This window comes from Muricauda sp. SCSIO 64092 (assembly GCF_023016285.1).
In the GTDB taxonomy this organism is placed as follows: domain Bacteria; phylum Bacteroidota; class Bacteroidia; order Flavobacteriales; family Flavobacteriaceae; genus Croceivirga.
The window spans coordinates 5,077,643-5,102,862 of the sequence record NZ_CP095413.1; the positions used below are offsets into that span (position 1 = coordinate 5,077,643).

A 25,220-nucleotide genomic window follows, 5' to 3' on the forward strand; every position below is an offset into this window, starting at 1 on the left:
TTAAGATTTACTATGAGAATCATTCCGGCAATTGATATTATTGATGGCAAATGTGTACGCCTGTCCAAAGGGGACTATGACACAAAGAAGGTGTACAATGAAAATCCTGTGGAGGTCGCAAAACAATTTCAGGACCACGGAATCCAATACCTGCATTTGGTTGACCTGGACGGGGCAAAATCCAGGCATATCGTGAACCATAAGGTTCTGGAACAGATTGCTACCAAGACCGATTTGAAAATTGACTTTGGGGGCGGGTTAAAAACGGATGAGGATTTGCATATTGCCTTTGAAAGTGGCGCCGACCAAATTACGGGAGGGAGTATTGCAGTAAAGGATGAAGCTACTTTTTTGGGTTGGCTCAAAACCTATGGTAATGCTAAGATCATTCTGGGTGCCGATGCCAAAGAAGGGAACATTGCCGTTTCCGGTTGGCAAGAGGAGTCCGAGCTACAACTGGTTCCATTTGTGAAAAAGTTTCAAAAAGCGGGGGTGCGGTATGTGATTTGTACCGATATTTCGAAGGACGGAATGTTGGAGGGGCCTTCGTTTGATGTCTACAAAGAGTTGTTGAATAAAACCAAGGTCATCAGAACTGAAATTGGCGGTAGCGGTGTTGTGGACATTGAGGAAAATGGCATCAAATTGATTGCAAGTGGTGGTATTTCAGCATTGGAGGAATTACCAAAACTTAAGCAAATAGGCTGTGAAGGGGTAATTATAGGAAAGGCAATATATGAGAACAGGATATCCTTAAAAGAATTGGAAAACTATAGGTTACAGTATGGATGATATAAAACGTTTTAAAGTCGAATTTGTTCAGAATTGTTGCTTTCGAATGGATGAGAGCTTACGAATGATTCAAATTGCTTTGGAACGGGTTTCCGAAGCACAGGTCTGGCAGAAACCCAATTCGTCCTTGAACAGTATTGGCAATTTAATTTTGCATCTCTGTGGCAATATGACCCAATATGGAATTGCCTCCTTGAAGGAAAGTGAAGATCAGCGGGAAAGGGATAAGGAATTTACAGCCTCTGGCGGGTATACCAAGCAGCAGTTGCTTGCCCTTCTTGAAGAAACGGTGAATACCGTAAAGGATACCTTCAATAGCACCGCTATTGAACGTTTTCTAAAACAAAAACAAGTACAGGGATTTCAGTTCTCCGGCATTGGCAACTGTATCCATGTGGTCGAACATTTTTCATACCATACGGGACAGATTGCCTTTTGGGTCAAACAATTGCACAATGCGCAACTGGGATTTTATGATGGACATGATCTTACGATGCTGAATGACGAATGATGAATGACGAATGATGAATGATGAATGATGAATGACGAATGATGAATGATGAATGACGAATGATGAATGATGAATGACGAATTGCGAATGATGAATTTTAGAATTAGAGTAAAGGAACTATGAATGATTTGAAAAATCGCACTAAAGATTTTGCTTTTGAATGTTGGAAGCTTTGCAAAGAGTTCCCAAAGTCCAGGGAATACGATGCTTGGGTAAGGCAACTTATTAGAAGTTCAAGCTCGGTAGGGGCTAATTACAGAGCTGCTTGCAGGGCAAAATCAGACAAAGATTTCATCAATAAGCTCAAAATAGTTGAAGAAGAGGTAGATGAAAGCATGTTTTGGCTAGAAATGTTGAAGAGAACAGAGGTAAGAAAACAAGAGACCATTCAAAAATTGTGGGAAGAGGGGAATGAGCTTTTGGCCATAGCCGTTAGTTCAATAAAAACAGTTAGAAAAAGGTTGAACCAATCAAAACCATAACCATAACTCGTCATTCTAAACTCTAAACTCTAAATTAAAACCATGTTGACCAAACGAATCATACCCTGCCTAGACATCAAAGATGGTCGGACCGTAAAGGGAGTCAATTTTGTGGATCTGCGTGATGCTGGGGACCCGGTGGAATTGGCCCAGCGCTATGCGGAAGAGGGGGCTGACGAACTGGTCTTTTTGGATATTTCCGCCACGGAACAAAAGCGAAAGACACTTGCGGATTTGGTCTATCATGTGGCGGAGAAACTCAATATTCCGTTTACCGTTGGCGGAGGGATTTCCTCTGTTGAAGACGTGGATATCTTACTGAAAAACGGGGCTGATAAGGTCTCCATCAATTCCTCGGCCGTAAAACGGCCCGATTTGATCAATGAACTGGTGGCCAAATTTGGTTCACAATGCATAGTTGTGGCCATAGATGCCAAACAGATCAACGGACAGTGGAAAGTACATTTGGTCGGGGGCAAAGTACCTACCGAATTGGATTTGTTCCACTGGGCCAAAGAAGTGGAAAAACGTGGCGCGGGGGAAATCCTGTTTACCAGTATGAACCATGACGGCACTAAAAACGGATTCGCCAATGAAGCGCTGGCGCAACTTTCGGAAATGGTGAACATCCCATTGATTGCCTCGGGGGGTGCCGGGGAAATGGTTCATTTTTCCGATACTTTTGTGCAAGGGAAGGCCGATGCCGCCTTGGCGGCAAGCGTTTTTCATTTTAAGGAAATTGCCATTAAGGACTTAAAGGAAGCACTAAAAAAGGATGGGATTCCGGTGAGAATTTAAATGTGTTAATCGTTGTAAGTTAATAGTTGTTGGTGGTTTTTGAAAGCGAACAACCATCAACTAACAACCAAAACCAAATAAATGAAAATAGATTTTCAAAAAGACGGTAACGAGCTTGTTCCGGCAATTGTTCAGGATGCCAGGACCAAAGCTGTTCTCATGTTGGGTTATATGAACCAGGAAGCCCTTCAAAAAACACAGCAGACCAAAAAGGTCACTTTTTTTAGCCGTAGCAAGCAACGCCTATGGACAAAAGGGGAGGAGAGTGGTCATTTTTTGGAATTGGTCGATTTAAAGGTAGATTGTGATAACGATACGCTATTGGTGCGCGCCAATCCGGTAGGGCCAACGTGTCATGAAGGAACGGACACCTGTTGGGGAGAGATGAATGAACCATTTTTTGGCTTTCTATCCCAATTGGAGGAAATTATCGCTTCCCGTAAGGAAAACCAGGATGATGAAAAGAGTTATGTGGCCTCACTGTTCCGAAAAGGAATCAATAAGATTGCCCAGAAAGTGGGGGAAGAAGCCGTGGAAACCGTTATTGAGGCCAAGGATAATGATGAAGAACTGTTTTTGAACGAAAGTGCGGATTTATTGTTCCACTATTTGATTTTATTACAGGCCAAAGGCTATTCATTAAAGGACGTCGTCAAAGTTCTGGAAAACAGGCATTAAATGGGAAAGATCGGTACATGGGATTTGTCGCTTCGCGTGTTTTCGTTTAGGCAAAGGCGAAATTGAAAAAGTATCGAGAAGCCTTTCTGGTACGACGGTTCTCGATACATCCTCCTTCGTCGGACACTCGAACTGACAGTATCAACTTAATTCAAATTGCATGATTATCAATTCCATTGCGTCACTTCGAGTGTTTTCAATAGAGCGGAAGCGAAATTGAAAAAGTATCGAGAAGCCTTTCTGGCACAATGGTTCTCGATACATCCTCCTTCGTCGGACACTCGAACTGACAGTATCAACTTAATTCAAATTTCATGATTATCAATTCCATTGCGTCACTTCGCGTGTTTTCAATAGAGCGGAAGCGAAATTGAAAAAGTATCGAGAAGCCTTTCTGGCACAATGGTTCTCGATACATCCTCCTTCGTCGGACACTCGAACTGACAGTATCAACTTAATTCAAATTTCATGATTATCAATTTCATTGCGTCACTTCGAGTGTTTTCAATAGAGCGGAAGCGAAATTGAAAAAGTATCGAGAAGCCTTTCTGGCACAATGGTTCTCGATACATCCTCCTTCGTCGGACACTCGAACTGACAGTATCAACTTAATTCAAATTTCATGATTATCAATTTCATTGCGTCACTTCGAGTGTTTTCAATAGAGCGGAAGCGAAATTGAAAAAGTATCGAGAAGCCTTTCTGGCACAATGGTTCTCGATACATCCTCCTTTATCGGATACTTGAACTGAGGGATAGTACTAATCCCTCTTCTGTATTCTGGAATCCCCAGTCAAACGTTGCCGAATGATTTCCGCATCTCCACGATAGTTAAGCGCACTATCCCCGGAGGCGTCAATATCAATGGTGCCATTGACGGACAGGTATGCCGAGCTATCCCCGCTCATGTCTATGGTAAGGTCTTCTACGACCAGATCATAGTCTTTTATCGTACTATCACCACTTAAATCCACATTGGCCGTTCCGGCAGTGCCAAATACATCTATGACGGAGTCTCCTTTTACATCAACGGACAAATTGTTCGTATCCACTTCTCCATAAAAGCGGCTGTCGCCCAAAACGTCCACGGTAACCGTGTTCGCTACCAATAGGTTTTCCAGTTCTACGGAGGAATCGCCGGAAACCCGGTACCGGGATATGTTGCGTGTTGTAATGTAGGCGTTCATAGTGGCATTCCCCCGTAGGGCGACGTTGTTTTCCAACCGGATCTTTAAGGTGTTCCCATCTTGGGAGACCCTTATTTTACTTTGGATGTTGTCATTGGCCTCAATTTCAATACGTTCTTCGGTTTCGGAAAAGGTAACAAAGGCATTAAAATCCCCGGAGAGCTCCAAAGCTTCATAATTGGAAAAGGAGTATTGCCGGGTTGAAATGGTATCGGAAACCCGAATCGATTCGGTGTCACAAGAGGACACAAGTAATACGGTGGCCAAAATCAGGCTATGGATCAATGTTGATTTCATTTTGATTGCTATTTAAAGGTTTATGCATTAATTCGCCACCCTGAAGTTTGCACTACATACAGTCGCAGTGTGTTCCAAGGCCTCATTCAATTATGGCAATGTGATTCCGAACCAAGTTCGGAAGGAGGGTCAGCTATCCAGGGGAACGGGAATCCAACGCAAGGGAACCGGAAAACGTCTTTCCCGTCCTTTCGTAATATATACCTGGTTATTTACGGTGAACACCCGAAGGGTATTGATTGATTGTCGTTTTTTGATTGTTGTTTCCATTAGTTCAATTGTTTTTTGTATCGATTCCTACCCATGTTAAAAATGCCCAGTTTGATCCCAATTTCACTGGTAAAACCATTGATACGGTCAATGGGGCTGTCGGTCAGTTCTATTTCACTGGAGAACCGGTATTTTACACCCGCTTCAATTTGTACGAATCTGGATATATTGAAAAGGGCGCTCACCCCCGGTTCCAATACAAAGACGGCATCCACATCGTCATCATCAAAATCCACATCCCCTCCATTGTTCACGGTGTCGCGGTCCACATAGCCCACGGCCCCGCCGCCTATGAATACGGGAAAGGAAAGGCTTACTGCCGATTTCCCAAAAAGGATGGGCTCCAAATGAAATCCGGCATAGCCAGCAAGTAAATCGTCATTATCACCGGACCTTGGATTAAAAATGTTCTGCCTGGAATACACGCCCTTGGCCAAAAAGCCCACCTCAAATTGTTGATTGGCCACATAGGCTATCTTAAAGCCACCAACATAGGTGTCCTCGCCCTCAATTTCGCCGTAGCCAAGGCTAAATCCCACATATACCCCGTGGACAACGTTTCTTCTGTCGTTAAAAGTGATGTAATTGGCTTCATCATCCTGTGCCCTTACAGCCAGGGAAAGGAGAAAGAGCAGTAGTAGGGTAATCGATTTTTGATTGTTCATTGTGTTAGGTTTTTTGATTGATCTGCCCGATGATTGGGCAGGTTTGTTCTAAAGACAACTAAATATCCAAAGGGTTGCATTTTTCCGGTAAAAATTATTCACGTAAGGTTATAATTCCCTTAACTCCATTGATACCAATGGTGCCGTTCATACTATCGCCATAGGTAGCATCTATCTTCCGCAATTTTCGTCCTTTGTCCAACATTTCGGAATTGACGTTTTCAAAGGATTTGGGCAAACGTACCACTCCCTGTTCCACGGTGGCCGTGAAGCGATGTGAAAAATCGGTGACCATAAGATTGATTTCAGAGGATTCCTGCGCTATGGAAAGATCGGATACCGATTCTGCAATCCGTGCCACATTGAAATCGGCGATTTTCATCTTCATATCCGCACTTTTTGTCAAACGTTCCAGGTTCAAGGTGCTGAATTGTAAAGTACCATACATCTTGCCTACTTCGGCAAGTGAAATATCATCCTTATTGGAATACACTTCCAAGGAATTGATCGTGTTGATCTTCATGTCCGTACCACTACTGTTCAAACGCAGGGTTTGGACGTCCTCCATATCCAGTTCCCCATTTTTAAGATTAAGATCGGCATATTCAATATTCCTGGCCCGTAGTTTTCCAAACTTCAGGATAATATCGGCCCTGGCCAGATCGTCCCCGATCCAAAGATCACCATGCTCAATCAAGGTGTTAAGGGGTCCACTCCATCCTTGCAGCACAACATCCCCAAACCTATTGGTAACCTTAAGGGTTGCCTTGCGGGGCAAGAAGACCTCATAATCAATTTGCACATGGCTGCGATCAAAATCAATGGGATTGTTTCGGTTAAAGAAATCCGCAAACCATCCGGTATTTTTATTGATGATTTCTGAAACAACGGCCACATAATTCCCACCGGAAGTGAACTTGGGACGAATACGATCCAATAGATCTTCGGCATTGCTCCTCTTTCTGTGGTTCACCCGGATGGCCGTGGTGACCTTTACTTCGTCCTGATCCCATCCCGTTAGGGTAATGTTTCCGTATTTGTTTTCCAAGCGTAGTTCTCCGGCATTGGTAAGCGAAAAGCTTTTCTCCACGGTTTTGGAAACCCTCTCCTGCGCGGTACCCAAATGTACCGAGAACAGCGCCAATGCCATCCAAAGTATTGTTTTATAAGGTGTAGCCATAATCTTCATCGGAATTTTTAGCATCGTTTAGTTGTTGTAATAAATTCTCAATAAGCTCAATACGCTTTTTGTAGTTGGCCACAATGGCCTCCAAGACACGCTCATTGTCCAGATTGTTTCGCATTTCCTTGCGAAGTGTTTCATACTCGGCATCCAGTTCGTCCATAAAGGATAAAAACTCGGCCTTGTCCATTTCGGACAGATTGGGATTGTTCTGTACCAATTGTACCTGGTAGGAGACCAACCCTTTGTAGTGCATATCGATTTCCAACAGTTCCTTGGACACATACTGGGTTTCTGTGGTACCACCGCTTAAAACGGATAAGCCAATAAAACTTGCAATACCAAACAAGAGTACAATACTGGCAGCGATGCGTAGCATGGGCCGTTTCCAAAGGGGGATTACCTTGGGTTCCGGTTGGTGCAGTTCTGCCGAGATATTCGCCCATAGTTTGGCACGGTCCGCTTTATGTTCGTTGAACTGAGCGGCGTTTTCCCGAATATGTTTTTCAAAATTGTCCATTACAATGCTCGTATGATTTCCACTAATTTTTTCTTTGCCCTGTGGTATTGTGATTTGGAGGTACTCGTCGAAATATCCAGTATCTCCCCAATCTCCACATGGTCATAACCTTCAATCAGGTATAGGTTAATGATCTGCTTATACCCTTCCGGTAATTGGGAAATGCCCCTTTTTACCTTTTGTACATCCACCGCATCGGCCTCCATGGGCTCCTCATCCGCCAGATGGAACTCATGGGCCTCCATGGGCACCAAGGGAACCCTTTTGGCCCTGAGGTGGTTGATGCTTTTATTGATGACAATCCGTTTGAGCCAAGCCCCGAAACTGCTCTCGTATTTAAAGCTGTTCAGCTTTTTAAAGGCATCCACAAAACTGTCCTGCACAATGTCCTCGGCATCTTCCTTGTTCCCCAAAAACCGAAGCCCCACGTTGAACATGGCATCTACGTACAGGCTGTACAGCTCGTATTGCGAACTGGGATTGCCGGTCTTGCATTGCTCAACCAGGGTTTGATGTGTAAAGCGGATATCGGTTTCCAAGGGTTTAGGTTGATGCCTTAGTTTGTACTAAAGACAAGTACAAAAGTAAAGGGTTGCACTTGGAAGGTAAAAAGCTCAAAAAAAAAGAAGGTGACAATAAAAATAGCGGCAACTTATGCCCTTTTAATATCCCGCAAGCTTTAGAATCTCATTTGGGGCAAGTTTACTTAACTCTAAAATATTCTTACCCGATTTTTCCATAGCCTTTTTGATGACATGGTTTCCGGTACGATAGCCAATAGAGGTTCTACCATCGGGGTGCTCAAACATCCATTCCTGATAACTGGCGTCCCTTGGTAAAGCCAATAGCTCCTCAACCCAATCATCGGCGTTCACATGTTCGGGAATATGGTTGGCCTCAAATTCCTGACCTGTGTATTGTTCGGCAAACACTTCGGCCAATCCTTCATTGACCATTGCAATGGCTATGCCGGGCCCAAATTTGTTGTCTTGAATGGCCCAACCCCGCACCAAGTGGTGGAACTCATGATAAACCGTGGATTTTAAGCCTGCCTCGATAGCGCCCAGGATACCATTGGCATGCACATTGGATATTTGGATTAAAACCAGGGGAGGGGAATTTGATTCAGCTCGCCCGGTAACACCACCGACACTTTCCAGGTTCCAATCCACAATTTCGAGCTGTACTTGTATGCTGTCCGGTAAATTGGGCAAAAGGCTTCGCACCACTTTTTCGGAATCCATCAAATACTCATGGATGCGCTCTTTTTCCGGTTGGGTAAATTGCGCCTTTTCTTCCTGGAAAACGACATGCAACGTGGAAGTTTGAGCGCTCCTTGTATTGAAGTTGCAAGCAACGGTAAGTCCCGCAGTTAGGGATAATAGCAAACTCTTGGATAAAGATATCCAGTATTTTTTCAAAAGACGACACGGGTCGGATAGCGTAAGAAAATGCATTGGATTATTGAATTATTTAGTACTGAAGACAACAAAAAAGACAAAGCGTTACATGGAGAAGGGGAAAGTTAGACGTTAGGTGTTAGGGGTTGGGAGTTAAAAGTTAAAAGTTAAAAGTTAGAAGTACGAAGTTAGAGGAACGAGATTAGAAGTGGGAGGTTGGAGGTTAAGGGTTAGAAGTTAAAAGTTAAAAGTTAAGAGTTAAGAGTTAAAAGTTAGAAGTACGAAGTTAGAGGGACGAGGTTAGAAGTACGAAGTTAGAGGGACGAGGTTGGAAGTTAGATGTAAGAAGTTAGAGGTACGAAGCTAGGGGGATGTAGTTGAAAGTCAGGGATTGGAGGTTAAAAGTTAAAAGTTGGAAGTTAGAAGTACGAAGTTAGAAGTACGAAGTTAGAAGTACGAAGTTAGAAGTACGAAGTTAGAGGGACGAGGTTGGAAGTTAGATGTATGAAGTTAGAGGTACGAAGCTAGGGGGGTGTAGTTGAAAGTCAGGGATTGGAGGTTAAAAGTTAAAAGTTGGAAGTTGGAAGTTAGAAGTTAGAAGTGGGAGGTTGGAGGTTAAGGGTTAGAAGTTAAGAGTTAAGAGTAGGAAATTAGAAGTACGAAGTTGAAAGTGGGAGGTTAATGGTGAAGGGTCAAAGGTTCCTACCAGGACCTTTTATCGTACATTTGTGATAAACGATGAGTGATGCGCATACGTACCGAAATCTCCAGCAAATACATTAATGAAACGGACCATGAGGTGGCAAAAATTGCCAATGCATTGGCACATCCCGTTCGGGTGGCCCTGGTACGTTACCTATCGGGAAAGAACCAGGGGAAAGGTGTTGACAATATCACCTGTAACAAGGATTTGGTGGAGATGTTCAACTATTCACAGTCCACCATTTCGCAGCATGTCAAAATTTTAAAGGAAGCGGGATTATTTCTCACCGAACGACATGATAAGTTTACCCACTACGATATGAACTATGGGCTGCTGGAAAAGTTTGCCAAGACCTTGGACTCCCTAAATTAGCAACAATTTAACGTATGAATTCATGGTACCTCAATTGTTATTTTTAAATTCGTATATCGTAAATAGGCGATTTATTATTTCAAAACAGATTTCCCATGCAAAAAGCAATGCTTCTTTTACTTCTGGTAGTAAGTGCCGAGCTACGCTCTCAATCCCTCCACCACTTGGAACCCGCCAAAAATCATTATCTGGAATTGCAACAACTGGATGCCACCCCCAATGCGGAACGCAGTGAACTGGACAAAAAGTCATTTATGCCAAATGAATACCGTTCGGTATCCCTTTCCTATATCCTGATGGCTCCGGCCTACTTGACCACCGAACAGGTTGAGGAATTAAAAAATAGCGTTGCTTTTCCTGCGAACAGTTCCAACCAGACTCAGGCCGAATTGGAATTTTTATTGGCATGGCAAGCAAAGCGGACCCCAGCACAGGAAAAACGGGCATCCCAGGTTTTGGCTCCTGTAGGCTACTGGCCGCATATGGATATCAAAAAAGACCATGAACGCTATAATAAAAATGTAAGGGACCTGATGTTTGAGGGTAGGGAAGTGCTGGGCGAAGGATGTACCGCAGCCAACTACCCGGCTACATTTAAACTCTTACAGGGAGTGACCAAAGACATGCGTATCATGGAGTTTACCGTAAAATACCATCTATTGCGCGCCCGACCGTATGTGCTGGAACCCAAACTACAACCTCTGGCCATTATGGGTTCCCCCTCCTTTGCCAGTGGACATACCTTATGGGCCTATATCCAGGCTTTTACATGGAGTGAGTTGGTACCGCACAAAAGAGAACAGTTTTTGGACCTGGCCTATGAAATAGGGGAGTCCCGGGAAATTATGGGCATTCACTATCCCAGTGATGAAGAAGCGGCCCGGGTATTGGCGCATGGCATGTTGACCGCCATGTGGTCCAATCCCAAGTTTCAGGGCGATTTAAAAGCGGCAAAGGGGGAGTGGAGGTAAAATAGTTTAGTTTTTGTCGGACGGTCGTTCTATTTTAATTTGACTGATTTTAGTGCTTTCATCTGAAGGATATCCCTTGTATATATTTAACTTTCTTAAACTACTTGTAGGTTATCATGTTTTGCACACACATATCACAATAGTTTTTCGGTCGAAAGCAAAATGCCATCTTCATCGGAATAGATATAGTTTCCTGGAACGATTTCGGTTCCTTCGATTAGAAGTGTTTCCCCTTTGGACCCAATGTTTTGCTTTCTGCTTTTTACAGGACAGGTGCCTATGGCTTTGATTCCCACATCCATGGTTTTTATTACTTTGGAGTCCCGAATACAACCATAAATAATAATACCTTCCCAGCCATTTTCATTGGCCAACGAGGCGATATTATCCCCCACCAGCGCACATCTTTTGGAACCACCGCCATCAACTACCAGCACTTTTCCGTTTCCGTTTTCCTCCAGTGTTTTCCTTACATAGGAATTGTCCTCGTATACTTTCAGCGTGACAATTTCCCCGCAAAAAGCCGTTTTCCCCCCATAATTCTGCAACTCCAGTGGTAACACCTTTAGTGCTGTCGTATGTTCATCCCATAAATCTGCTGTAACTATCTTCATTTTGGTTTTATCTTATCTCAAATAGAGTTTGTTTTTAATTGTGCCCAATATCACCATAAAGTTAGCCAATGAAATCTGATATTTGTTTCCGATGGCTATGGTGATTGTCATTTAAAATTTTACTTCAAAGTCACTTAGAGTGTTTTCAATGCAGCGGAAGCGAAATTGAAAAAGTATCGGGAAGCCTTTCGGGTACAATGGTTCTCGATACGTCCTCCTTTGTCGGACACTCGAACTGACAATGTTGGCTTAAATTAAATATTTATAATTATCAACTCCATTGCGTCACTTCGAGTGTTTTCAATGGAGCGGAAGCGAAATTGAAAACGTATCGAGAAGCTTTCTGCTACAATGGTTCTCGATACATCCTCCTTTGTCGGACACTCGAACTGACAATGTTGGCTTAAATCAAATTTCATAATTATCAACTCCATTGCGTCACTTCGAGTGTTTTCATTTGAGTGACCGCGAAATTGAAAAAGTATCGAGAAGCTTTCTTTTACAATGGTTCTCGATACATCCTCCTTTGTCGGACACTCGAACTGACATTGTTGGCTTAAATTAAATATTTATAATTATCAACTCCATTGCGTCACTTCGAGTGTTTTCAATGGAGCGGAAGCGAAATTGAAAAAGTATCGAGAAGCCTTTCGGGTACAATGGTTCTCGATACATCCTCCTTTGTCGGACACTCGAACTGACAATTTTAGCTTAAATTAAATTTCATAATTATCAACTCCATTGCGTCACTTCGAGTGTTTTCATTTGAGTGACCGCGAAATTGAAAACGTATCGAGAAGCCTTTCGGGTACAATGGTTCTCGATACATCCTCCTTTGTCGGACACTCGAACTGACTATTGCTGGCTTAAATTAAATCTCATAATTATCAACTCCATTAGGTCACTTCGAGTGTTTTCAATAGAGCGGAAGCGAAATTGAAAACGTATCGAGAAGCTTTCTGCTACAATGGTTCTCGATACATCCTCCTTTGTCGGACACTCGAACTGACATTGCTGGCTTAAATTAAATCTCATAATTATCAACTCCATTAGGTCACTTCGAGTGTTTTCAATAGAGCGGAAGCGAAATTGAAAAAGTATCGAGAAGCCTTTCGGGTACAATGGTTCTCGATACATACTCCTTCGTCGGACACTCGAACTGACAACTTTAGCTTAAATTAAATTTCATAATTATCAACTCCATTGCGTCACTTCGAGTGTTTTCATTTGAGTGACCGCGAAATTGAAAAAGTATCGAGAAGCTTTCTGCTACAATGGTTCTCGATACATCCTCCTTTGTCGGACACTCGAACTGACATTGCTGGCTTAAATTAAATCTCATAATTATCAACTCCATTAGGTCACTTCGAGTGTTTTCAATGGAGCGGAAGCGAAAATGAAAAAGTATCGAGAAGCCTTTCGGGTACAATGGTTCTCGATACGTCCTCCTTTGTCGGACACTCGAACTGACATTGCTGGCTTAAATTAAATCTCATAATTATCAACTCCATTAGGTCACTTCGAGTGTTTTCAATGGAGCGGAAGCGAAAATGAAAAAGTATCGAGAAGCCTTTCGGGTACAATGGTTCTCGATACGTCCTCCTTCGTCGGACACTCGAACTGACATATCTTTGTGTATGTGAAATTATTCTTCGTTTATATCCTTGAGTGCTCGGACAACACTTTTTATACAGGTATCACGTCAGATTTACAAGGTCGCTTACAAGCACATCAAATGGGGAAACATCGCGATAGTTATACTTTTTCAAGACGACCTGTAAGTCTTGTTTTTTTCTGTGAATTCACTGAAGCATCCAAAGCGATTGAAGTGGAAAAACAAATAAAGAGATGGTCAAGAGCTAAGAAAAAAGCGATGATTTCAGGCGATTTTGAACAGCTTCCCAATTTGGCCAAGAAAAAGTTTAAGAAAGAGAATTAATTCCAAGTTTGTCAATTCGAGTGTTTTCATTTGAGTGACCGCGAAATTGAAAACGTATCGGGAAGCTTTTCTGGTACGCTAGTTCTCGATACGTCCTCCTTCGTCGGACACTCGAACTGACAGTGTTGACTTGTTTTCAATTTTCTAATTATTGATTGTGTTGCGTCACTTCGAGTGTTTTCAATGGAGCGGAAGCGAAATTGAAAACGTATCGAGAAGCTTTCTGCTACAATGGTTCTCGATACATCCTCCTTTGTCGGACACTCGAACTGACATTGCTGGCTTAAATTAAATCTCATAATTATCAACTCCATTAGGTCACTTCGAGTGTTTTCAATAGAGCGGAAGCGAAATTGAAAAAGTATCGAGAAGCCTTTCTTTTACACAGGTTCTCGATACATCCTCCTTCGTCGGACACTCGAACTGACATTGCTGGCTTAAATTAAATCTCATAATTATCAACTCCATTAGGTCACTTCGAGTGTTTTCAATAGAGCGGAAGCGAAATTGAAAACGTATCGGGAAGCTTTTCTGCTACAATGGTTCTCGATACATCCTCCTTTGTCGGACACTCGAACTGACATTGCTGGCTTAAATTAAATCTCATAATTATCAACTCCATTAGGTCACTTCGAGTGTTTTCAATAGAGCGGAAGCGAAATTGAAAACGTATCGAGAAGCTTTCTGCTACAATGGTTCTCGATACATCCTCCTTTGTCGGACACTCGAACTGACATTGTTGGCTTGTTTTCAATTTTCTAATTATTGATTGTGTTGCGTCACTTCGAGTGTTTTCAATGGAGCGGAAGGGGGGCATTTACATGTTTTCAAGCGCTATCGCTATCATCACAACTTAAATATTCCCTTCCATGCAACCCTCTGTTTTTTGACTTGTCTCTTAGCTAGTGAAAATAAGTTTCAACCATCAAAAAACGACAACATGAGCAGTAAATCAGCAGCAAGCCCGGCAATCAAAACCACTATTTGGTTGCTGTGGCTTTATTTTTTGGGCTGTGCCTTGGCTATGGGCCAGACCAGTCACACCATTAGCGGTACCATTACCGACAAAAGCAATGGCGAGACCCTTTTTGGGGCTTCCGTATTCCTGGTGGGCACCACCATTGGTGGGGTCACCAATGAATATGGGTTTTATTCCATTACCGCTCCGGAGGGGGAATATGTCCTGAACATCTCGTATATGGGCTATAACGACGTAAATATCAACATCAATTTAAACCAGGACTTGAAGCAGGACATCGAGATTTCGGAATTCTCCACCGCACTGGATGAGGTGGTGGTCACTGCCGAGGAACCTGAGCGGGCCATCCTCAGAAAGCCCGAAATGAGCGTGGTAAAAATGAGCGTGGGTACCATAAAACAAACCCCGGTGGTTTTGGGCGAAGTGGATGTTTTAAAGTCGCTCCAATTGCTGCCCGGGGTGTCCAACAATGGCGAAGGAACGGGAGGATTTCACGTAAGGGGTGGGGCGCAGGACCAAAACCTGATCTTGCTGGACGAGGCCATTATCTACAATACCTCCCATATGTTTGGTTTCTTTTCTGTGTTTAATGCCGATGCCATTAAAGATGTAAAACTCTATAAAGGCGGTATTCCAGCGCGATTTGGAGGTCGGGTTTCCTCGGTTCTGGACATTAGACAAAAAGACGGGAACAGTAAAAACTTTGCGATGACCGGCGGTATTGGGATCATCTCCAGCCGATTGACCGCAGAGGGTCCGATCTTCGGGGATAAAGGTTCCTTTTTGGTGGCCGGGCGTCGCTCTTATGTCGATTTGATTCTGGCCGCAGCTGGAGAGGACAACCGTGTTTCCTTTTACGATTTGAACCTGAAGACCAACTACAGCATCAATCGGAACAACAAACTGTTTTTAAGCGGTTATTTTGGTCGGGATGCCTTTGATTTTGCAGGCATCTTTGAAAATAGCTACGGCAATGGTTCGGGAAACCTGCGTTGGAACCATATTTTTAATGACCGTTTGTTTTCCAACCTTTCGGCCATTGTCAGTCGATACGATTATGAATTGAACTTTGATCAGGACGATTTTGAATGGATATCCTCTATCACCAACTACAACTTGAAGTATGATCTTAAGTATTATTTGAACGACCGATTTGCACTGGACTTTGGGGTCAACGGCATCTACTACGATTTTGATCCCGGACAGGTGGAACCCACTTCCGATAGCTCTCCTGTAAATCCATTGCAACTGGATCAAAAGCGGGCCCTGGAAAGTGGGGTATATATCAATGCGGAACATAAATTAACGGACCGATTGACGGCGCAGTACGGGCTGCGCTATAGTGCCTTTTCCCGATTGGGAGGACAACCTATTACGGAATACGCCAATGGGCAGCCTGTGGTATACAATGAAGCTTTGGACATCTATGAACGGGGTGAGGCCATCGGGGAAACCAATTTTTCCAGAAGCGATGCCATAGAAACCTTTGACAATTTTGAACCCCGGATCTCCCTGGCCTACCTCTTAAATGAGGACTCCTCCATAAAAGCCGGATTTTCAAGGGCAGCGCAGTACATTCATTTATTGAGCAATACCTCCTCCGTCACCCCTTTGGACGTATGGACACCCAGTGGTCCCTTCGTGGAACCACAATTGTCCAATCAATATGCCCTGGGCTATTTCCGCAATTTCCTGGATAAGACCTATTCCCTGGAAGTGGAGGCCTATTATAAAAACGTGGACAATCGTATCGATTATATTGATGGATCGGAACTGATCGGTCAGAATACCATTGAGACGGAAATCCTGAATGGCGAGATGCGCGCTTACGGTCTGGAACTCTTACTTCGCAAGAACGAAGGCGATTTAACCGGATGGATAGCCTATACGCTTTCCAAGTCCGAGCAACGCACTCCCGGCGGAAGTGCCGGGGGGCCGGGAATCAACAATGGGGACTGGTACAATACCTTTTTTGACCGCACCCATGACGTTTCCGTTTCGGGGGCCTACCGGTTGAACGACCAATGGAGTTTTGGAGCCAATTTAATTTTCCAGACAGGCAGACCGGTCACTTTTCCCAATGGGCAGTACCAATACGAAGATCTGTCCATTGCGAGCTATGCCCCAAGAAATTCGGATCGCTTGCCGGCTTACCACCGAGTGGATGCTTCGGTGACCTTCAAGCCTGGAAAATATCAGAACAAACGCTTTAAGGGCGAATGGGTCCTGAGTGTCTATAACCTTTACCATAGAAAGAATGCAGCGGCAATTTCCTTTGGTCAGAACGTGGAAACCGGAGCCAACGAAGCGACCCGAACGGCCATTTTCGGCATTGTACCCTCAATAACTTACAATTTTAAATTTTAAGACATGAACAGTATAAAAGGATATATTCAGAGTATACGTAGCCAAAATTCGTCCCTTCAAGTGTCCCGCAGCATTGCGGGATGTATCGAGAAGCGAATTTTGGAATTGCAAACCTTGTTCTCGATACGCTTTCCTTGGCTTCGACTGCGCTCAGCCCGACAGGAAAACACTCGAACTGACGGTTTGTTCAGTGCCATGGCCTTCAAAGTTTTAGGGGGTATTTTTCTACTCGTTATTCAAGCCGCCTGTACCGATGTCGTGGATGTTGAAGTACAGAATGGTCCTGAACGCTTGGTTGTGGAGGCTTCCCTGGATTGGGAAAAGGGAACGCCCGGTAATGTGCAGACCATTCGATTGCGAAAATCGACCCCATTTTTTGATACCAGCACCACAACCGATGTTACCGGAGCTTCCGTAGTGGTCACCAATGATACCAACGGGACCCGCTTCGTTTTTGCAGACCAAAACAATGGTACCTACCAAACTACGACCTTTGAACCCATATTGGGGCAGTCCTATTCCCTTAGAATTGAGCATGAAGGTGAGGTCTACACCGCCAGGGAAACCATGACCCCGGTTACGGAGATTACCAATGTTTTCCAGGATCGTGAAGAAGGCTTTGATGATGAGGCCCTGGAGGTACATATCGTGTTCACCGATCCCCCCGAAGAGGGAAACAATTACCTGTTTCGGTTTCAGCGTCGAGGAGATCTACTGCCCGATTTGGAAGTGGCCGAAGATGAATTTGTCAATGGCCGGGAAATTGATTGGTGGTACGAGATTGATGATGACGATGATGATCTGCTCCCTTTTGAGCCTGGGGATGTTGTGGATATTGAAATGTATGGTATTTCCACGCCCTACTACGATTACATCAAAATTTTAGTCGACCAATTGGGAGGACAAGGACTGTTTGAAACCACACCTGTAGCCGTAAAGGGCAATTGCATCAATGAAACGAATTCGGAGAACTACCCTTTTGGGTATTTCCGATTGACCGAAGTCGTCAAAACCAGTTACACCTTTGTGGAAGACGAATGAAGGAAGAATTGAAAAATATGAAGTACGAAATATGAAGTACGAAATACGAAACACGAAATGCGAAGTACTAAGTATGCAGTATGGAGTACGGCGTGGGAAGGGTAGTGTTTGACGGGCCGAATAAAAAGTCATGATTTGATATAATGAAACTATAAACGTGTCACTTCGAGTGATTCCGAGTATTCGGGAGGGTATCGGGAAGTGCAATACCAAAACCTCGTTCTCGATACGCCTTCTCTTGAAAGACACTTAAACTTACGGTTTGGTTTAAGTTGGTTTGATGTGGAAGTGCCGGGTTGCTAGCGCCCGGCACTTTTGTTATACGCAATAATTTTTATACCAAAAGGTATTAAAGAGGGCGCATCGGGACTGCCCAATAAAGCCATTGCTTGATGGTGTTAAAGAATTCTCAAAAATCCCATTTCATATGCCATTCGTGCAACCCTAAAAAATACCATTTGTCCTTAAGACATAACATAAAAAGAAAGTAATGAAACGAATGCTAACAACTGCAATTATAGGGATGGTAACCCTTTTTGGTGTTAATGCACAAGAGTACAAAGTCATCACCAGCGTGGAATCCATTGTTTCCAGTGGACTGGGTCGTTCACGAATCATCAATGCACAGGAAGATAAGGACTATAAGGAATATACCAGTGTCCAGACCGATGAGGACAATACCCGAAACAAGTCCAAGCGCGGTGATATCAGGGTCAAAAACTTTGAAGAGACCAAGCTGTTGAACTTCTTTAACCTAGGGGGTATCCGCTTTCAGAATATTGCTGCCAATGACGCAGTGATTACCTCCATGATCAATGATATGATTTCCCAGGGATGGGAGTTGACCTTTGTGACCAGTGCCGTGGAGAGCAGCGCCGGGAAAGGTGATGATAATGGCATTTTTATCACGAGATATATTTTTAAACGTTAGGTTAGGTTGTTGGTTGATAGGGAAAGCCTCTCGGGAACGGGAGGTTTTTTTGTCACCACCAAACCACAAACACTTTTTCAATTGTCGCAGTGGACTTTCTTATCCAAAGCATGGGAGCATTTTCTTTGACCATGCTTAGATTAACGTCCAATACCGTTTCATAATGTGACTTCCAACCCACATTTTCATGGGGTACGATCACCCATTCCCGTTTTCTGGGAATGTAATAGTGATAATGCCTGAATTCAGGCATATTGAAATCATCAAATCGGAGCCATTTCCCAACAATGCAGCTGGTATTCAAGGGTCGGATGGAAACGTTTTCGCGATAGGGTTCAAAAAGCTGGGCCTTAAAACAGCATTGTTGTTCAGTTTCGATGGGGTCAATCCCCAAAGCTTCCCAATAGGGTGCCAAACCGTTATGGAAGAGTAGTGGCAACTGCTTTGCCTTGAGCTTGTCCAGTTTGGTATGGAACATATCCCTTCTGTTCGGCCCCATTAAACGGTAAATTGGTTCGGAAATTTCAGGGTTGATGATATAGAATTTATAGGCGAGTTCTACGTGGATGTATTTTTGGGTGTTGGTATTTTTGAGAATGAAGTCCAATTCACCAATTCGGGTTTTCCCTTCATCAATAAGTATATTGGATAGGACAACTTCGTAATCTTGGGCCATACCCACCAAATGCTTGAATACATACTCCATTTGATGGCCCAAACGGAGGTTTTCGGGGAAGTCAATTGCCGGAATCCCATCAACGGCCATCTCCGGAAAATCGAATTGGGTCAACCCAAATTGTTGCTTGGTCCAAAGTGGTAGGGTATGGTAAAAACCATGTAGGATGGAATTCATCCCGCTAAAATAGAGAAATGAAAATCCGAAGTTTTAAAGCATCAGGTAAAAAGTAAACTAATGGGTTTTATAAAATCAACCTCCCCCTCGTGCTTTGTATGGGTTTCTTTTAACTTTCGGATACGTTAACTTTTCCTAAAATCCACTGATAAAGTAAAATATGCCGTAATTTTAACAAATGGCTATGGAACAGAAAAAAGGATTTCGCTTCACTACCTATGAAGCGCCCCATCTTTCTCCATTTGAAAAGCTTTTCGAGATTTTTCAGGAACTCATCACGCACACTTCGGGTGACTTTGATGAGGCCATTGAATGGCTGCACCAATTGGATGAGGAATACGAGCTTACGGATGATGATTACACCATTGATGACTTTATTGAGGATTTAAAACGGAAAGGGTATATCCGCGAAGAGTTTGAAGATGGTGGCGGACAAATGGGAGAACAAGGTGAAGAAGGGGATGGAGGCGATGAAGGCAATGGTCGCGGAAGTAAAATCAGCATGACGGCCAAATTGGAGCAAATGCTCCGCAAGCGCGCATTGGACCAGATTTTTGGTAAGATAAAACGCAGTGGCTCGGGAAACCATAAAACAGGCAAACTGGGACGGGGAGACGAACATTCCGGGGAGTTCCGGGAATATCGTTTTGGAGATGCCTTGGATCGAATTTCCATGACTGAAAGTTTGAAAAATGCACAAATCAATCACGGTATTGGGAATTTCTCGTTGGATGAAGGGGATCTGGTCGTAGAGGATACGGAGTTCAAAGCCCAAATGAGCACGGTCTTAATGATCGATATTAGCCATAGCATGATTTTGTACGGCGAGGATCGGATTACCCCCGCCAAAAAGGTCGCCATGGCCCTGGCGGAATTGATTACTACCCGCTATCCCAAGGATACCCTGGATATTTTGGTCTTTGGCAATGATGCCTGGCCCATAGCGATCAAGGAACTGCCCTATTTAAAAGTAGGGCCATACCATACCAATACCGTAGCCGGACTCCAACTGGCCATGGATATGCTTCGCCGTAAACGGAACACCAATAAGCAAATATTCATGATTACGGACGGGAAACCCAGTTGTTTACGGCTTCCCAATGGGGACTATTACAAGAACAGTGTGGGATTGGATGATTATATCGTGGAGAAATGCTACCACATGGCGGCCCAGGCACGAAAGCTACATATTCCCATTACGACTTTTATGATTGCCCAGGACCCCTATCTCATGCAGTTCATTCGGGAGTTTACCCAGGCGAATCGTGGAAAGGCCTTCTATACCGGACTGAAAGGATTGGGGGAAATGATTTTTGAAGATTACGAGAACAATAGAAAAAAAAGGATTAAGTAATTAGTTGTTTGTTGATGGTTGTTGGTCCAAAATCACCAATAACCAAAACCGAACAACCAATAACTACAAAAATGAAAATAGAAAGCATCAAGACTTTTGGCGACCTTAAAAAGGCGGGGTATCAACCCAAAGGCATTAAAGACGAATTGCGGAATAACCTTCGGGAAAAGATCAAGGCCGGGGAAAATGTGTTCACCGGGATTTGGGGCTATGAAAATTCGGTAATTCCAGAGTTGGAAAGGGCCATTTTATCACGGCACAACATCAATTTATTGGGACTCCGGGGGCAGGCCAAGACAAGACTGGCACGTTTAATGGTCAACTTACTGGATGAATACATTCCCTATGTGGAAGGTTCGGAAATTCATGACGACCCTTTTAACCCGATGAGTCGGTATGCCAAGGAACTGTTGGACGAAAAAGGGGACAGCACGCCCATCTCATGGCTTTACAGGGAGGAACGCTTCTTTGAAAAACTGGCAACCCCGGATGTTACGGTGGCGGATTTGATAGGGGATGTGGATCCCATTAAAGCGGCAAACCTTAAGTTGAGCTATGCCGATGATAGGGTCATCCATTTTGGGATGATACCAAGGGCCAACCGATCCATCTTCGTGATCAATGAACTGCCCGACCTTCAAGCAAGGATTCAAGTAGCCTTGTTCAACATACTGCAGGAAGGGGATGTACAGATTCGTGGCTTTAAACTGCGTTTGCCTTTGGACGTACAGTTCGTTTTTACGGCGAATCCGGAAGATTACACCAATAGGGGGAGTATTGTTACCCCGTTAAAGGACAGGATAGGCTCCCAAATTCTCACGCATTACCCAGAAAATTTGGAAACGGCCAAAAGAATCACCCAACAAGAGGCGCAGTTGGATGCCAGACAGACCGAACATATCCATGTGCCGGATTTGGCGATGGACGTATTGGAACAAATTGGTTTTGAAGCCCGCCACAGTGAATATGTAGATGTCAAAAGTGGGGTGAGTGCCCGTATGAGCATTACCGCTTTTGAAAACCTGTTGAGTGCTGCAGAACGCCGTATGTTACTCTCCGGAGAAGGGAAGACAAGCATTCGATTAAGTGATTTTATGGGCGTGGTCCCATCCATCACAGGAAAGATTGAATTGGTCTATGAGGGGGAACAGGAGGGAGCCGACTTTGTGGCGGAAACCCTATTGGAGGAAGCCATCAAGTCCATATTTCCCAAATTCTTTCCGAAAATAAGCAAGTTGGAAAAAAAGGATGCCGAAACCCCCTATGATGAATTGATTGCCTGGTTCTTTGATCAGGAAGGTTTTGAATTATTGGATGAGGACACGGATGCCACCTACCAGCAAAAACTGAACTCCATTGGACCGTTGAACCAATTGGTCGTAGACTATGGTGGGGATATTCCGGGAACGGATCAGAACTTTTTTAAGGAATTATTGCTGTGGGGCCTGGTGGCCCATAAAAAATTGAGCAAGTACCGCTTTGAAAAAGGGGTGCAGTTCAAAGATCTTTACGGAAGTTATATCAGCGGACTTTAAGGAGACGGTTGTCATGGCGACAAGGTCTCGATAAGGACTGGGACAATGGGGAATCCTCACTAAAAATTGGATTTCCACGTGGCTCGTACCATGTGGAATGCTGTTGAAATGGCCTTCGTTCGTTATGGGATATTATGAACTCGTCTTCAGTTCGTAAAATTTGCTGCAAAAATACCTTTTGCACCCATATTTTGTCTTTTTCTTGTTTCGTAGCCCAGCTACCTGCCCACCATGCGGAAGGCAGGCGGGTGCAACGCGAAAAAGCCTTCATCTGGGCACAAAATCTTGTTTTTTCCCTAAACCCTGCGAACTCAAGACGGGTTCCATTTTTTAAACGGAAATGCCTTGAAAAAGGTTAAGCTGCGCCATGCCCATTCCAAAGGGCCATAGGCAAAGTATTTTAGCCATACCTTACTGAGCCACATTTGCAAGGCAATAAACACAATGGCTATCAAAAAAGCATATACCTGCCGCAATTCACCAATTAATCCCAGTCCCCATCCATAAAGGATAAAGGTGAAAACAATACTTTGAAACACATAGTTGGTCAACGCCATACGGCCGTAAGGGGCGAACGTTCCAAGCCTTTTTTCCCACTTTACCCTTCGAAACAGCATGGCAAAAATTGCAATGTACATTAGGGTCATCGCCGCATTGCCAATATCCATTGTAGTAAATCCAATCATGGCATTCCAGCTTTTTGGATTAAATTCCGGTCCCATACTGGCAAAGACCGCGGCGGCTGTCCCTATGGAAACCACCAGGGCAATGGAAGAATAAATCAATACTCTTTTGGTGAATTTCCTTTCTTCCTTGAATCGTTTAAAGAAACCCAACCTACCGGCGTAGAGACCGACAAGAAAGAAGGCAAAGGTGAAATAGCCCCTTCCGAAAAAGCCGTACTGATATTCTGCTTTATCCAAATGGCCTTCCGTGGCATTGGTGGCAAAAACATCCCATAACGAACCATTTTTTAGCGTATCGTAATACGCGAGGATTTTAGGGTCATCGGGATCCATATTGGTATCGCTAAAAATACGCTCCCCACCGGTGAGGTAAAATAGGATATACCGCACCAATCCAAAAAACAGGAGCGTTGCAAATCCCAGTACCCATTTGTTATCCACCTTATAGAACGGAATCAAAAAAATACCGAGTACGGCATAGACCGTAAGGATATCCCCCCGATAAAACAGACTATGTATAAAACCAATGGCCATCAAGAGGACCAAACGCCAAAAAAAACGGCCTCCAAAATATCCCCCTCGCGCATGTGCATTATCCATTTGAATAAAAAAACTGAGTCCAAATAAGAAGGAAAACAAGGCCAAAAACTTTCCTCGAAGGAATATCCCGATAAGCGCGTCAACAATATCGTCAATAATGCCTTGATGAACCGCTTCATTGAAACTGGTCGGTACAGCGGACGCCATATAATTTTCGACAACATGGCAGATGACAATTCCGGCAAGGGCAAAACCACGTAGGGCATCTATGATTTTTATACGCTGAAAGGAATGGGCGGGGTTGATGGTGTTGGACATGGGTGATTGTTTTTTGATTGCTTTGTGGTTAGACTTTACTGCAATCAGGATGTTACACTATTGCACGGTTTTTTGAAAGGTGTACCTTAGGGGAAGGTTAAGAACTCCAGAATGGCAAGGAACAACACTAACATACGGAAAACACGGAGGGTATTTCGGTCAAAATCAAAGTTGGGCAAGGCTCCGGGGCATATCGGTTATGTGGGCCTTAAAGAGCGGACATCATCAAAGATCAGCGTATTGCAATACGATGCGGATACCATCAAGGAATCCCAAATTGATTCCCATGACATCACTTTTGCCGATGGCTTTTGCAGTCTGCTCAATATTATAGGAATTTCGGATGAAAGCTCGATTGATGGCATTGGCCGGTCCTTTAATCTGAACAACCTGCTCCTGGAGGATGTGATGGATGCTTTTCAACGTCCAAAAATAGACGAGTATGACAACCACATTTTTGCCGTACTTAAAATGCTGTATATCAATTCCGATCATAAAATCATTGTTGAGCATATTGCTTTGAACCTGGTTCCCAATGGGGTAATCCTCTTTCAGGAGACGGAAGAGGATGTTTTTGATGGGGTAAAGGAACGCATAGCCAAAAAGCATGGACGGATACGGGCCAGGGGTGCGGATTACCTGTTCTTTGCCCTGCTTGATGCCCTCGTGGACAACTATTATATGGTACTTGAAGATTATAGGGACCGCTTGGAACTGTTGGAGGAAGAAGCCTATGGAAATCCCACGGACGAAACGGCGAGAAAGATCCAGATTCTAAAAAAGGAAATTCTGCGTATTCGAAAATGGGTCTTCCCGGCCAAGGAGATTATTATTCGGTTGCTGCAAACGGAACATCCCTTAATGACCAAGGACACCAAGCTCTTTCTTCGGGACACCCTGGACCATTGTATTGAAATAAATGAGGACATTCAATTGTATCGGGAAATGGCAACAAGTATTATGGAAATCTATATGACGCAGATCAGCAATAAGATGAACGAGGTAATGAAGGTGCTCACCGTCATTGCGGCCATTTTTATCCCATTGACCTTTTTAGCGGGGGTCTATGGGATGAACTTTGAAAATATACCGGAACTCCGATTTGAAGATGGTTATTTTGTCCTATGGGGTGTGTTTCTTATCGTGGGAATAGGCTTGTTACTGTTCTTTAAGGGAAAGAAATGGTTGTGAGCCTTACCTGCCGTTTAAAGCAAAAGACATCTTTTTTGTATTT

At 43.8% G+C, this 25,220-nt stretch carries 24 protein-coding genes; 14 read left to right on the top strand and 10 right to left on the bottom strand.

Annotation, left to right across the window (positions count from 1 at the left end; translation table 11 throughout):
• The first annotated feature begins 12 nt into the window (after nucleotides 1–12).
• The 5 genes from L0P88_RS21105 to hisIE all read left to right on the top strand — a co-directional run bounded on the left by L0P88_RS21105 (nucleotide 13) and on the right by hisIE (nucleotide 3,261).
• Nucleotides 13–792, top strand: a complete 780-nt coding sequence (locus L0P88_RS21105) for a HisA/HisF-related TIM barrel protein (protein WP_247131857.1) — start codon at nucleotides 13–15, stop codon at nucleotides 790–792.
• The gene (locus L0P88_RS21110; protein WP_281499700.1) at nucleotides 785–1,303 is read left to right on the top strand and encodes a DinB family protein; all 519 of its coding nucleotides are present in this window, start codon (nucleotides 785–787) and stop codon (nucleotides 1,301–1,303) included. The genes L0P88_RS21105 and L0P88_RS21110 overlap by 8 nt, the downstream gene beginning before the upstream one ends.
• Before the next feature lie 119 nt (nucleotides 1,304–1,422).
• Nucleotides 1,423–1,785, top strand: a complete 363-nt coding sequence (locus L0P88_RS21115; protein ID WP_247131859.1) for a four helix bundle protein — start codon at nucleotides 1,423–1,425, stop codon at nucleotides 1,783–1,785.
• Nucleotides 1,786–1,827: 42 nt separating this feature from the next.
• Nucleotides 1,828–2,583 carry an imidazole glycerol phosphate synthase subunit HisF gene (gene hisF, locus L0P88_RS21120; RefSeq protein ID WP_247131860.1) on the top strand — a complete coding sequence of 252 codons (756 nt, stop codon included), beginning with the start codon at nucleotides 1,828–1,830 and terminating at the stop codon, nucleotides 2,581–2,583.
• An 81-nt stretch (nucleotides 2,584–2,664) separates the two neighbouring features.
• Nucleotides 2,665–3,261 (top strand): bifunctional phosphoribosyl-AMP cyclohydrolase/phosphoribosyl-ATP diphosphatase HisIE, encoded by a 597-nt coding sequence (hisIE, locus tag L0P88_RS21125; protein ID WP_247131861.1) that lies wholly within the window; start codon nucleotides 2,665–2,667, stop codon nucleotides 3,259–3,261.
• Nucleotides 3,262–4,022: 761 nt separating this feature from the next.
• Here hisIE and L0P88_RS21130 read toward each other — a convergent pair.
• The 7 genes from L0P88_RS21130 to L0P88_RS21160 all read right to left on the bottom strand — a co-directional run bounded on the left by L0P88_RS21130 (nucleotide 4,023) and on the right by L0P88_RS21160 (nucleotide 8,699).
• Nucleotides 4,023–4,745, bottom strand: coding sequence for a head GIN domain-containing protein (locus tag L0P88_RS21130; RefSeq protein ID WP_247131862.1), 723 nt, complete (start codon nucleotides 4,743–4,745; stop codon nucleotides 4,023–4,025).
• A 129-nt stretch (nucleotides 4,746–4,874) separates the two neighbouring features.
• Nucleotides 4,875–5,015: a hypothetical protein gene (locus L0P88_RS21135; RefSeq protein ID WP_247131863.1), complete on the bottom strand. Its 141-nt coding sequence runs from the start codon at nucleotides 5,013–5,015 to the stop codon at nucleotides 4,875–4,877.
• Nucleotides 5,015–5,680, bottom strand: coding sequence for a hypothetical protein (locus L0P88_RS21140; protein WP_247131864.1), 666 nt, complete (start codon nucleotides 5,678–5,680; stop codon nucleotides 5,015–5,017). The genes L0P88_RS21135 and L0P88_RS21140 overlap by 1 nt, the downstream gene beginning before the upstream one ends.
• Before the next feature lie 94 nt (nucleotides 5,681–5,774).
• Complete coding sequence (locus tag L0P88_RS21145) at nucleotides 5,775–6,860, bottom strand: DUF4097 family beta strand repeat-containing protein (RefSeq protein WP_247131865.1); 1,086 nt, start codon at nucleotides 6,858–6,860, stop codon at nucleotides 5,775–5,777.
• Nucleotides 6,844–7,383 carry a hypothetical protein gene (locus tag L0P88_RS21150; RefSeq protein WP_247131866.1) on the bottom strand — a complete coding sequence of 180 codons (540 nt, stop codon included), beginning with the start codon at nucleotides 7,381–7,383 and terminating at the stop codon, nucleotides 6,844–6,846. The genes L0P88_RS21145 and L0P88_RS21150 overlap by 17 nt, the downstream gene beginning before the upstream one ends.
• On the bottom strand, nucleotides 7,383–7,922 hold the full coding sequence (locus tag L0P88_RS21155; protein ID WP_247131867.1) for an RNA polymerase sigma factor: 540 nt from the start codon (nucleotides 7,920–7,922) through the stop codon (nucleotides 7,383–7,385). Before L0P88_RS21155 ends, L0P88_RS21150 begins: the two co-directional genes overlap by 1 nt.
• 123 nt (nucleotides 7,923–8,045) lie before the next feature.
• Entirely contained in the window at nucleotides 8,046–8,699 is a 654-nt protein-coding gene (locus L0P88_RS21160; RefSeq protein ID WP_247131868.1) for a DUF2268 domain-containing putative Zn-dependent protease, read from the bottom strand.
• Nucleotides 8,700–9,528: 829 nt separating this feature from the next.
• On the opposite strand from L0P88_RS21160, the gene L0P88_RS21165 reads away from it, so the two are divergent.
• Nucleotides 9,529–9,858: an ArsR/SmtB family transcription factor gene (locus L0P88_RS21165; RefSeq protein WP_247131869.1), complete on the top strand. Its 330-nt coding sequence runs from the start codon at nucleotides 9,529–9,531 to the stop codon at nucleotides 9,856–9,858.
• Between the two features lie 95 nt (nucleotides 9,859–9,953).
• A complete protein-coding gene (locus L0P88_RS21170; RefSeq protein ID WP_247131870.1) occupies nucleotides 9,954–10,829 on the top strand; it encodes a phosphatase PAP2 family protein in 876 nt (291 codons plus the stop codon).
• 134 nt (nucleotides 10,830–10,963) lie between these two features.
• On the opposite strand, the gene rraA is transcribed toward L0P88_RS21170, so the two are convergent.
• Complete coding sequence (gene rraA, locus L0P88_RS21175) at nucleotides 10,964–11,443, bottom strand: ribonuclease E activity regulator RraA (protein WP_247131871.1); 480 nt, start codon at nucleotides 11,441–11,443, stop codon at nucleotides 10,964–10,966.
• A gap of 1,639 nt (nucleotides 11,444–13,082) precedes the next feature.
• On the opposite strand from rraA, the gene L0P88_RS21180 reads away from it, so the two are divergent.
• From L0P88_RS21180 to L0P88_RS21195, 4 genes are all read left to right on the top strand, one after another.
• Nucleotides 13,083–13,382 carry a GIY-YIG nuclease family protein gene (locus tag L0P88_RS21180; protein WP_247131872.1) on the top strand — a complete coding sequence of 100 codons (300 nt, stop codon included), beginning with the start codon at nucleotides 13,083–13,085 and terminating at the stop codon, nucleotides 13,380–13,382.
• Nucleotides 13,383–14,322: 940 nt separating this feature from the next.
• Nucleotides 14,323–16,728 carry a TonB-dependent receptor gene (locus L0P88_RS21185; protein ID WP_247131873.1) on the top strand — a complete coding sequence of 802 codons (2,406 nt, stop codon included), beginning with the start codon at nucleotides 14,323–14,325 and terminating at the stop codon, nucleotides 16,726–16,728.
• A 3-nt stretch (nucleotides 16,729–16,731) separates the two neighbouring features.
• Entirely contained in the window at nucleotides 16,732–17,769 is a 1,038-nt protein-coding gene (locus L0P88_RS21190) for a DUF4249 domain-containing protein (RefSeq protein ID WP_247131874.1), read from the top strand.
• A 499-nt stretch (nucleotides 17,770–18,268) separates the two neighbouring features.
• Entirely contained in the window at nucleotides 18,269–18,700 is a 432-nt protein-coding gene (locus L0P88_RS21195) for a hypothetical protein (protein WP_409557740.1), read from the top strand.
• 52 nt (nucleotides 18,701–18,752) lie between these two features.
• On the opposite strand, the gene L0P88_RS21200 is transcribed toward L0P88_RS21195, so the two are convergent.
• A complete protein-coding gene (locus L0P88_RS21200; protein ID WP_247131876.1) occupies nucleotides 18,753–19,553 on the bottom strand; it encodes a DUF1853 family protein in 801 nt (266 codons plus the stop codon).
• A gap of 178 nt (nucleotides 19,554–19,731) precedes the next feature.
• Between L0P88_RS21200 and L0P88_RS21205 the strand changes: the two genes are divergently transcribed.
• Both L0P88_RS21205 and L0P88_RS21210 read left to right on the top strand, forming a co-directional pair.
• A complete protein-coding gene (locus L0P88_RS21205; RefSeq protein ID WP_247131877.1) occupies nucleotides 19,732–20,907 on the top strand; it encodes a vWA domain-containing protein in 1,176 nt (391 codons plus the stop codon).
• A gap of 71 nt (nucleotides 20,908–20,978) precedes the next feature.
• Nucleotides 20,979–22,442 carry a sigma 54-interacting transcriptional regulator gene (locus L0P88_RS21210; protein WP_247131878.1) on the top strand — a complete coding sequence of 488 codons (1,464 nt, stop codon included), beginning with the start codon at nucleotides 20,979–20,981 and terminating at the stop codon, nucleotides 22,440–22,442.
• Nucleotides 22,443–22,753: 311 nt separating this feature from the next.
• On the opposite strand, the gene L0P88_RS21215 is transcribed toward L0P88_RS21210, so the two are convergent.
• The gene (locus L0P88_RS21215; RefSeq protein ID WP_247131879.1) at nucleotides 22,754–23,986 is read right to left on the bottom strand and encodes a DUF418 domain-containing protein; all 1,233 of its coding nucleotides are present in this window, start codon (nucleotides 23,984–23,986) and stop codon (nucleotides 22,754–22,756) included.
• A gap of 111 nt (nucleotides 23,987–24,097) precedes the next feature.
• On the opposite strand from L0P88_RS21215, the gene corA reads away from it, so the two are divergent.
• A complete protein-coding gene (gene corA / locus L0P88_RS21220; RefSeq protein ID WP_247131880.1) occupies nucleotides 24,098–25,177 on the top strand; it encodes a magnesium/cobalt transporter CorA in 1,080 nt (359 codons plus the stop codon).
• Nucleotides 25,178–25,220 lie beyond the last annotated feature (43 nt).

Excerpts from the sequence above, each read along its gene's own strand:
- L0P88_RS21145 (WP_247131865.1), bottom strand. The coding sequence starts at position 6,860 with ATGGCTACACCTTATAAAACAATACTTTGGATGGCATTGGCGCTGTTC.
- L0P88_RS21215 (WP_247131879.1), bottom strand. The coding sequence starts at position 23,986 with ATGTCCAACACCATCAACCCCGCCCATTCCTTTCAGCGTATAAAAATC.
- L0P88_RS21170 (WP_247131870.1), top strand. The coding sequence starts at position 9,954 with ATGCAAAAAGCAATGCTTCTTTTACTTCTGGTAGTAAGTGCCGAGCTA.
- L0P88_RS21190 (WP_247131874.1), top strand. The coding sequence starts at position 16,732 with ATGAACAGTATAAAAGGATATATTCAGAGTATACGTAGCCAAAATTCG.
- corA (WP_247131880.1), top strand. The coding sequence starts at position 24,098 with ATGGCAAGGAACAACACTAACATACGGAAAACACGGAGGGTATTTCGG.
- L0P88_RS21135 (WP_247131863.1), bottom strand. The coding sequence starts at position 5,015 with ATGGAAACAACAATCAAAAAACGACAATCAATCAATACCCTTCGGGTG.
- L0P88_RS21115 (WP_247131859.1), top strand. The coding sequence starts at position 1,423 with ATGAATGATTTGAAAAATCGCACTAAAGATTTTGCTTTTGAATGTTGG.
- L0P88_RS21165 (WP_247131869.1), top strand. The coding sequence starts at position 9,529 with ATGCGCATACGTACCGAAATCTCCAGCAAATACATTAATGAAACGGAC.
- L0P88_RS21195 (WP_409557740.1), top strand. The coding sequence starts at position 18,269 with ATGCTAACAACTGCAATTATAGGGATGGTAACCCTTTTTGGTGTTAAT.
- hisF (WP_247131860.1), top strand. The coding sequence starts at position 1,828 with ATGTTGACCAAACGAATCATACCCTGCCTAGACATCAAAGATGGTCGG.
- L0P88_RS21200 (WP_247131876.1), bottom strand. The coding sequence starts at position 19,553 with ATGAATTCCATCCTACATGGTTTTTACCATACCCTACCACTTTGGACC.
- L0P88_RS21105 (WP_247131857.1), top strand. The coding sequence starts at position 13 with ATGAGAATCATTCCGGCAATTGATATTATTGATGGCAAATGTGTACGC.
- L0P88_RS21110 (WP_281499700.1), top strand. The coding sequence starts at position 785 with ATGGATGATATAAAACGTTTTAAAGTCGAATTTGTTCAGAATTGTTGC.
- hisIE (WP_247131861.1), top strand. The coding sequence starts at position 2,665 with ATGAAAATAGATTTTCAAAAAGACGGTAACGAGCTTGTTCCGGCAATT.
- L0P88_RS21210 (WP_247131878.1), top strand. The coding sequence starts at position 20,979 with ATGAAAATAGAAAGCATCAAGACTTTTGGCGACCTTAAAAAGGCGGGG.
- L0P88_RS21150 (WP_247131866.1), bottom strand. The coding sequence starts at position 7,383 with ATGGACAATTTTGAAAAACATATTCGGGAAAACGCCGCTCAGTTCAAC.
- rraA (WP_247131871.1), bottom strand. The coding sequence starts at position 11,443 with ATGAAGATAGTTACAGCAGATTTATGGGATGAACATACGACAGCACTA.
- L0P88_RS21140 (WP_247131864.1), bottom strand. The coding sequence starts at position 5,680 with ATGAACAATCAAAAATCGATTACCCTACTACTGCTCTTTCTCCTTTCC.
- L0P88_RS21205 (WP_247131877.1), top strand. The coding sequence starts at position 19,732 with ATGGCTATGGAACAGAAAAAAGGATTTCGCTTCACTACCTATGAAGCG.
- L0P88_RS21185 (WP_247131873.1), top strand. The coding sequence starts at position 14,323 with ATGAGCAGTAAATCAGCAGCAAGCCCGGCAATCAAAACCACTATTTGG.
- L0P88_RS21130 (WP_247131862.1), bottom strand. The coding sequence starts at position 4,745 with ATGAAATCAACATTGATCCATAGCCTGATTTTGGCCACCGTATTACTT.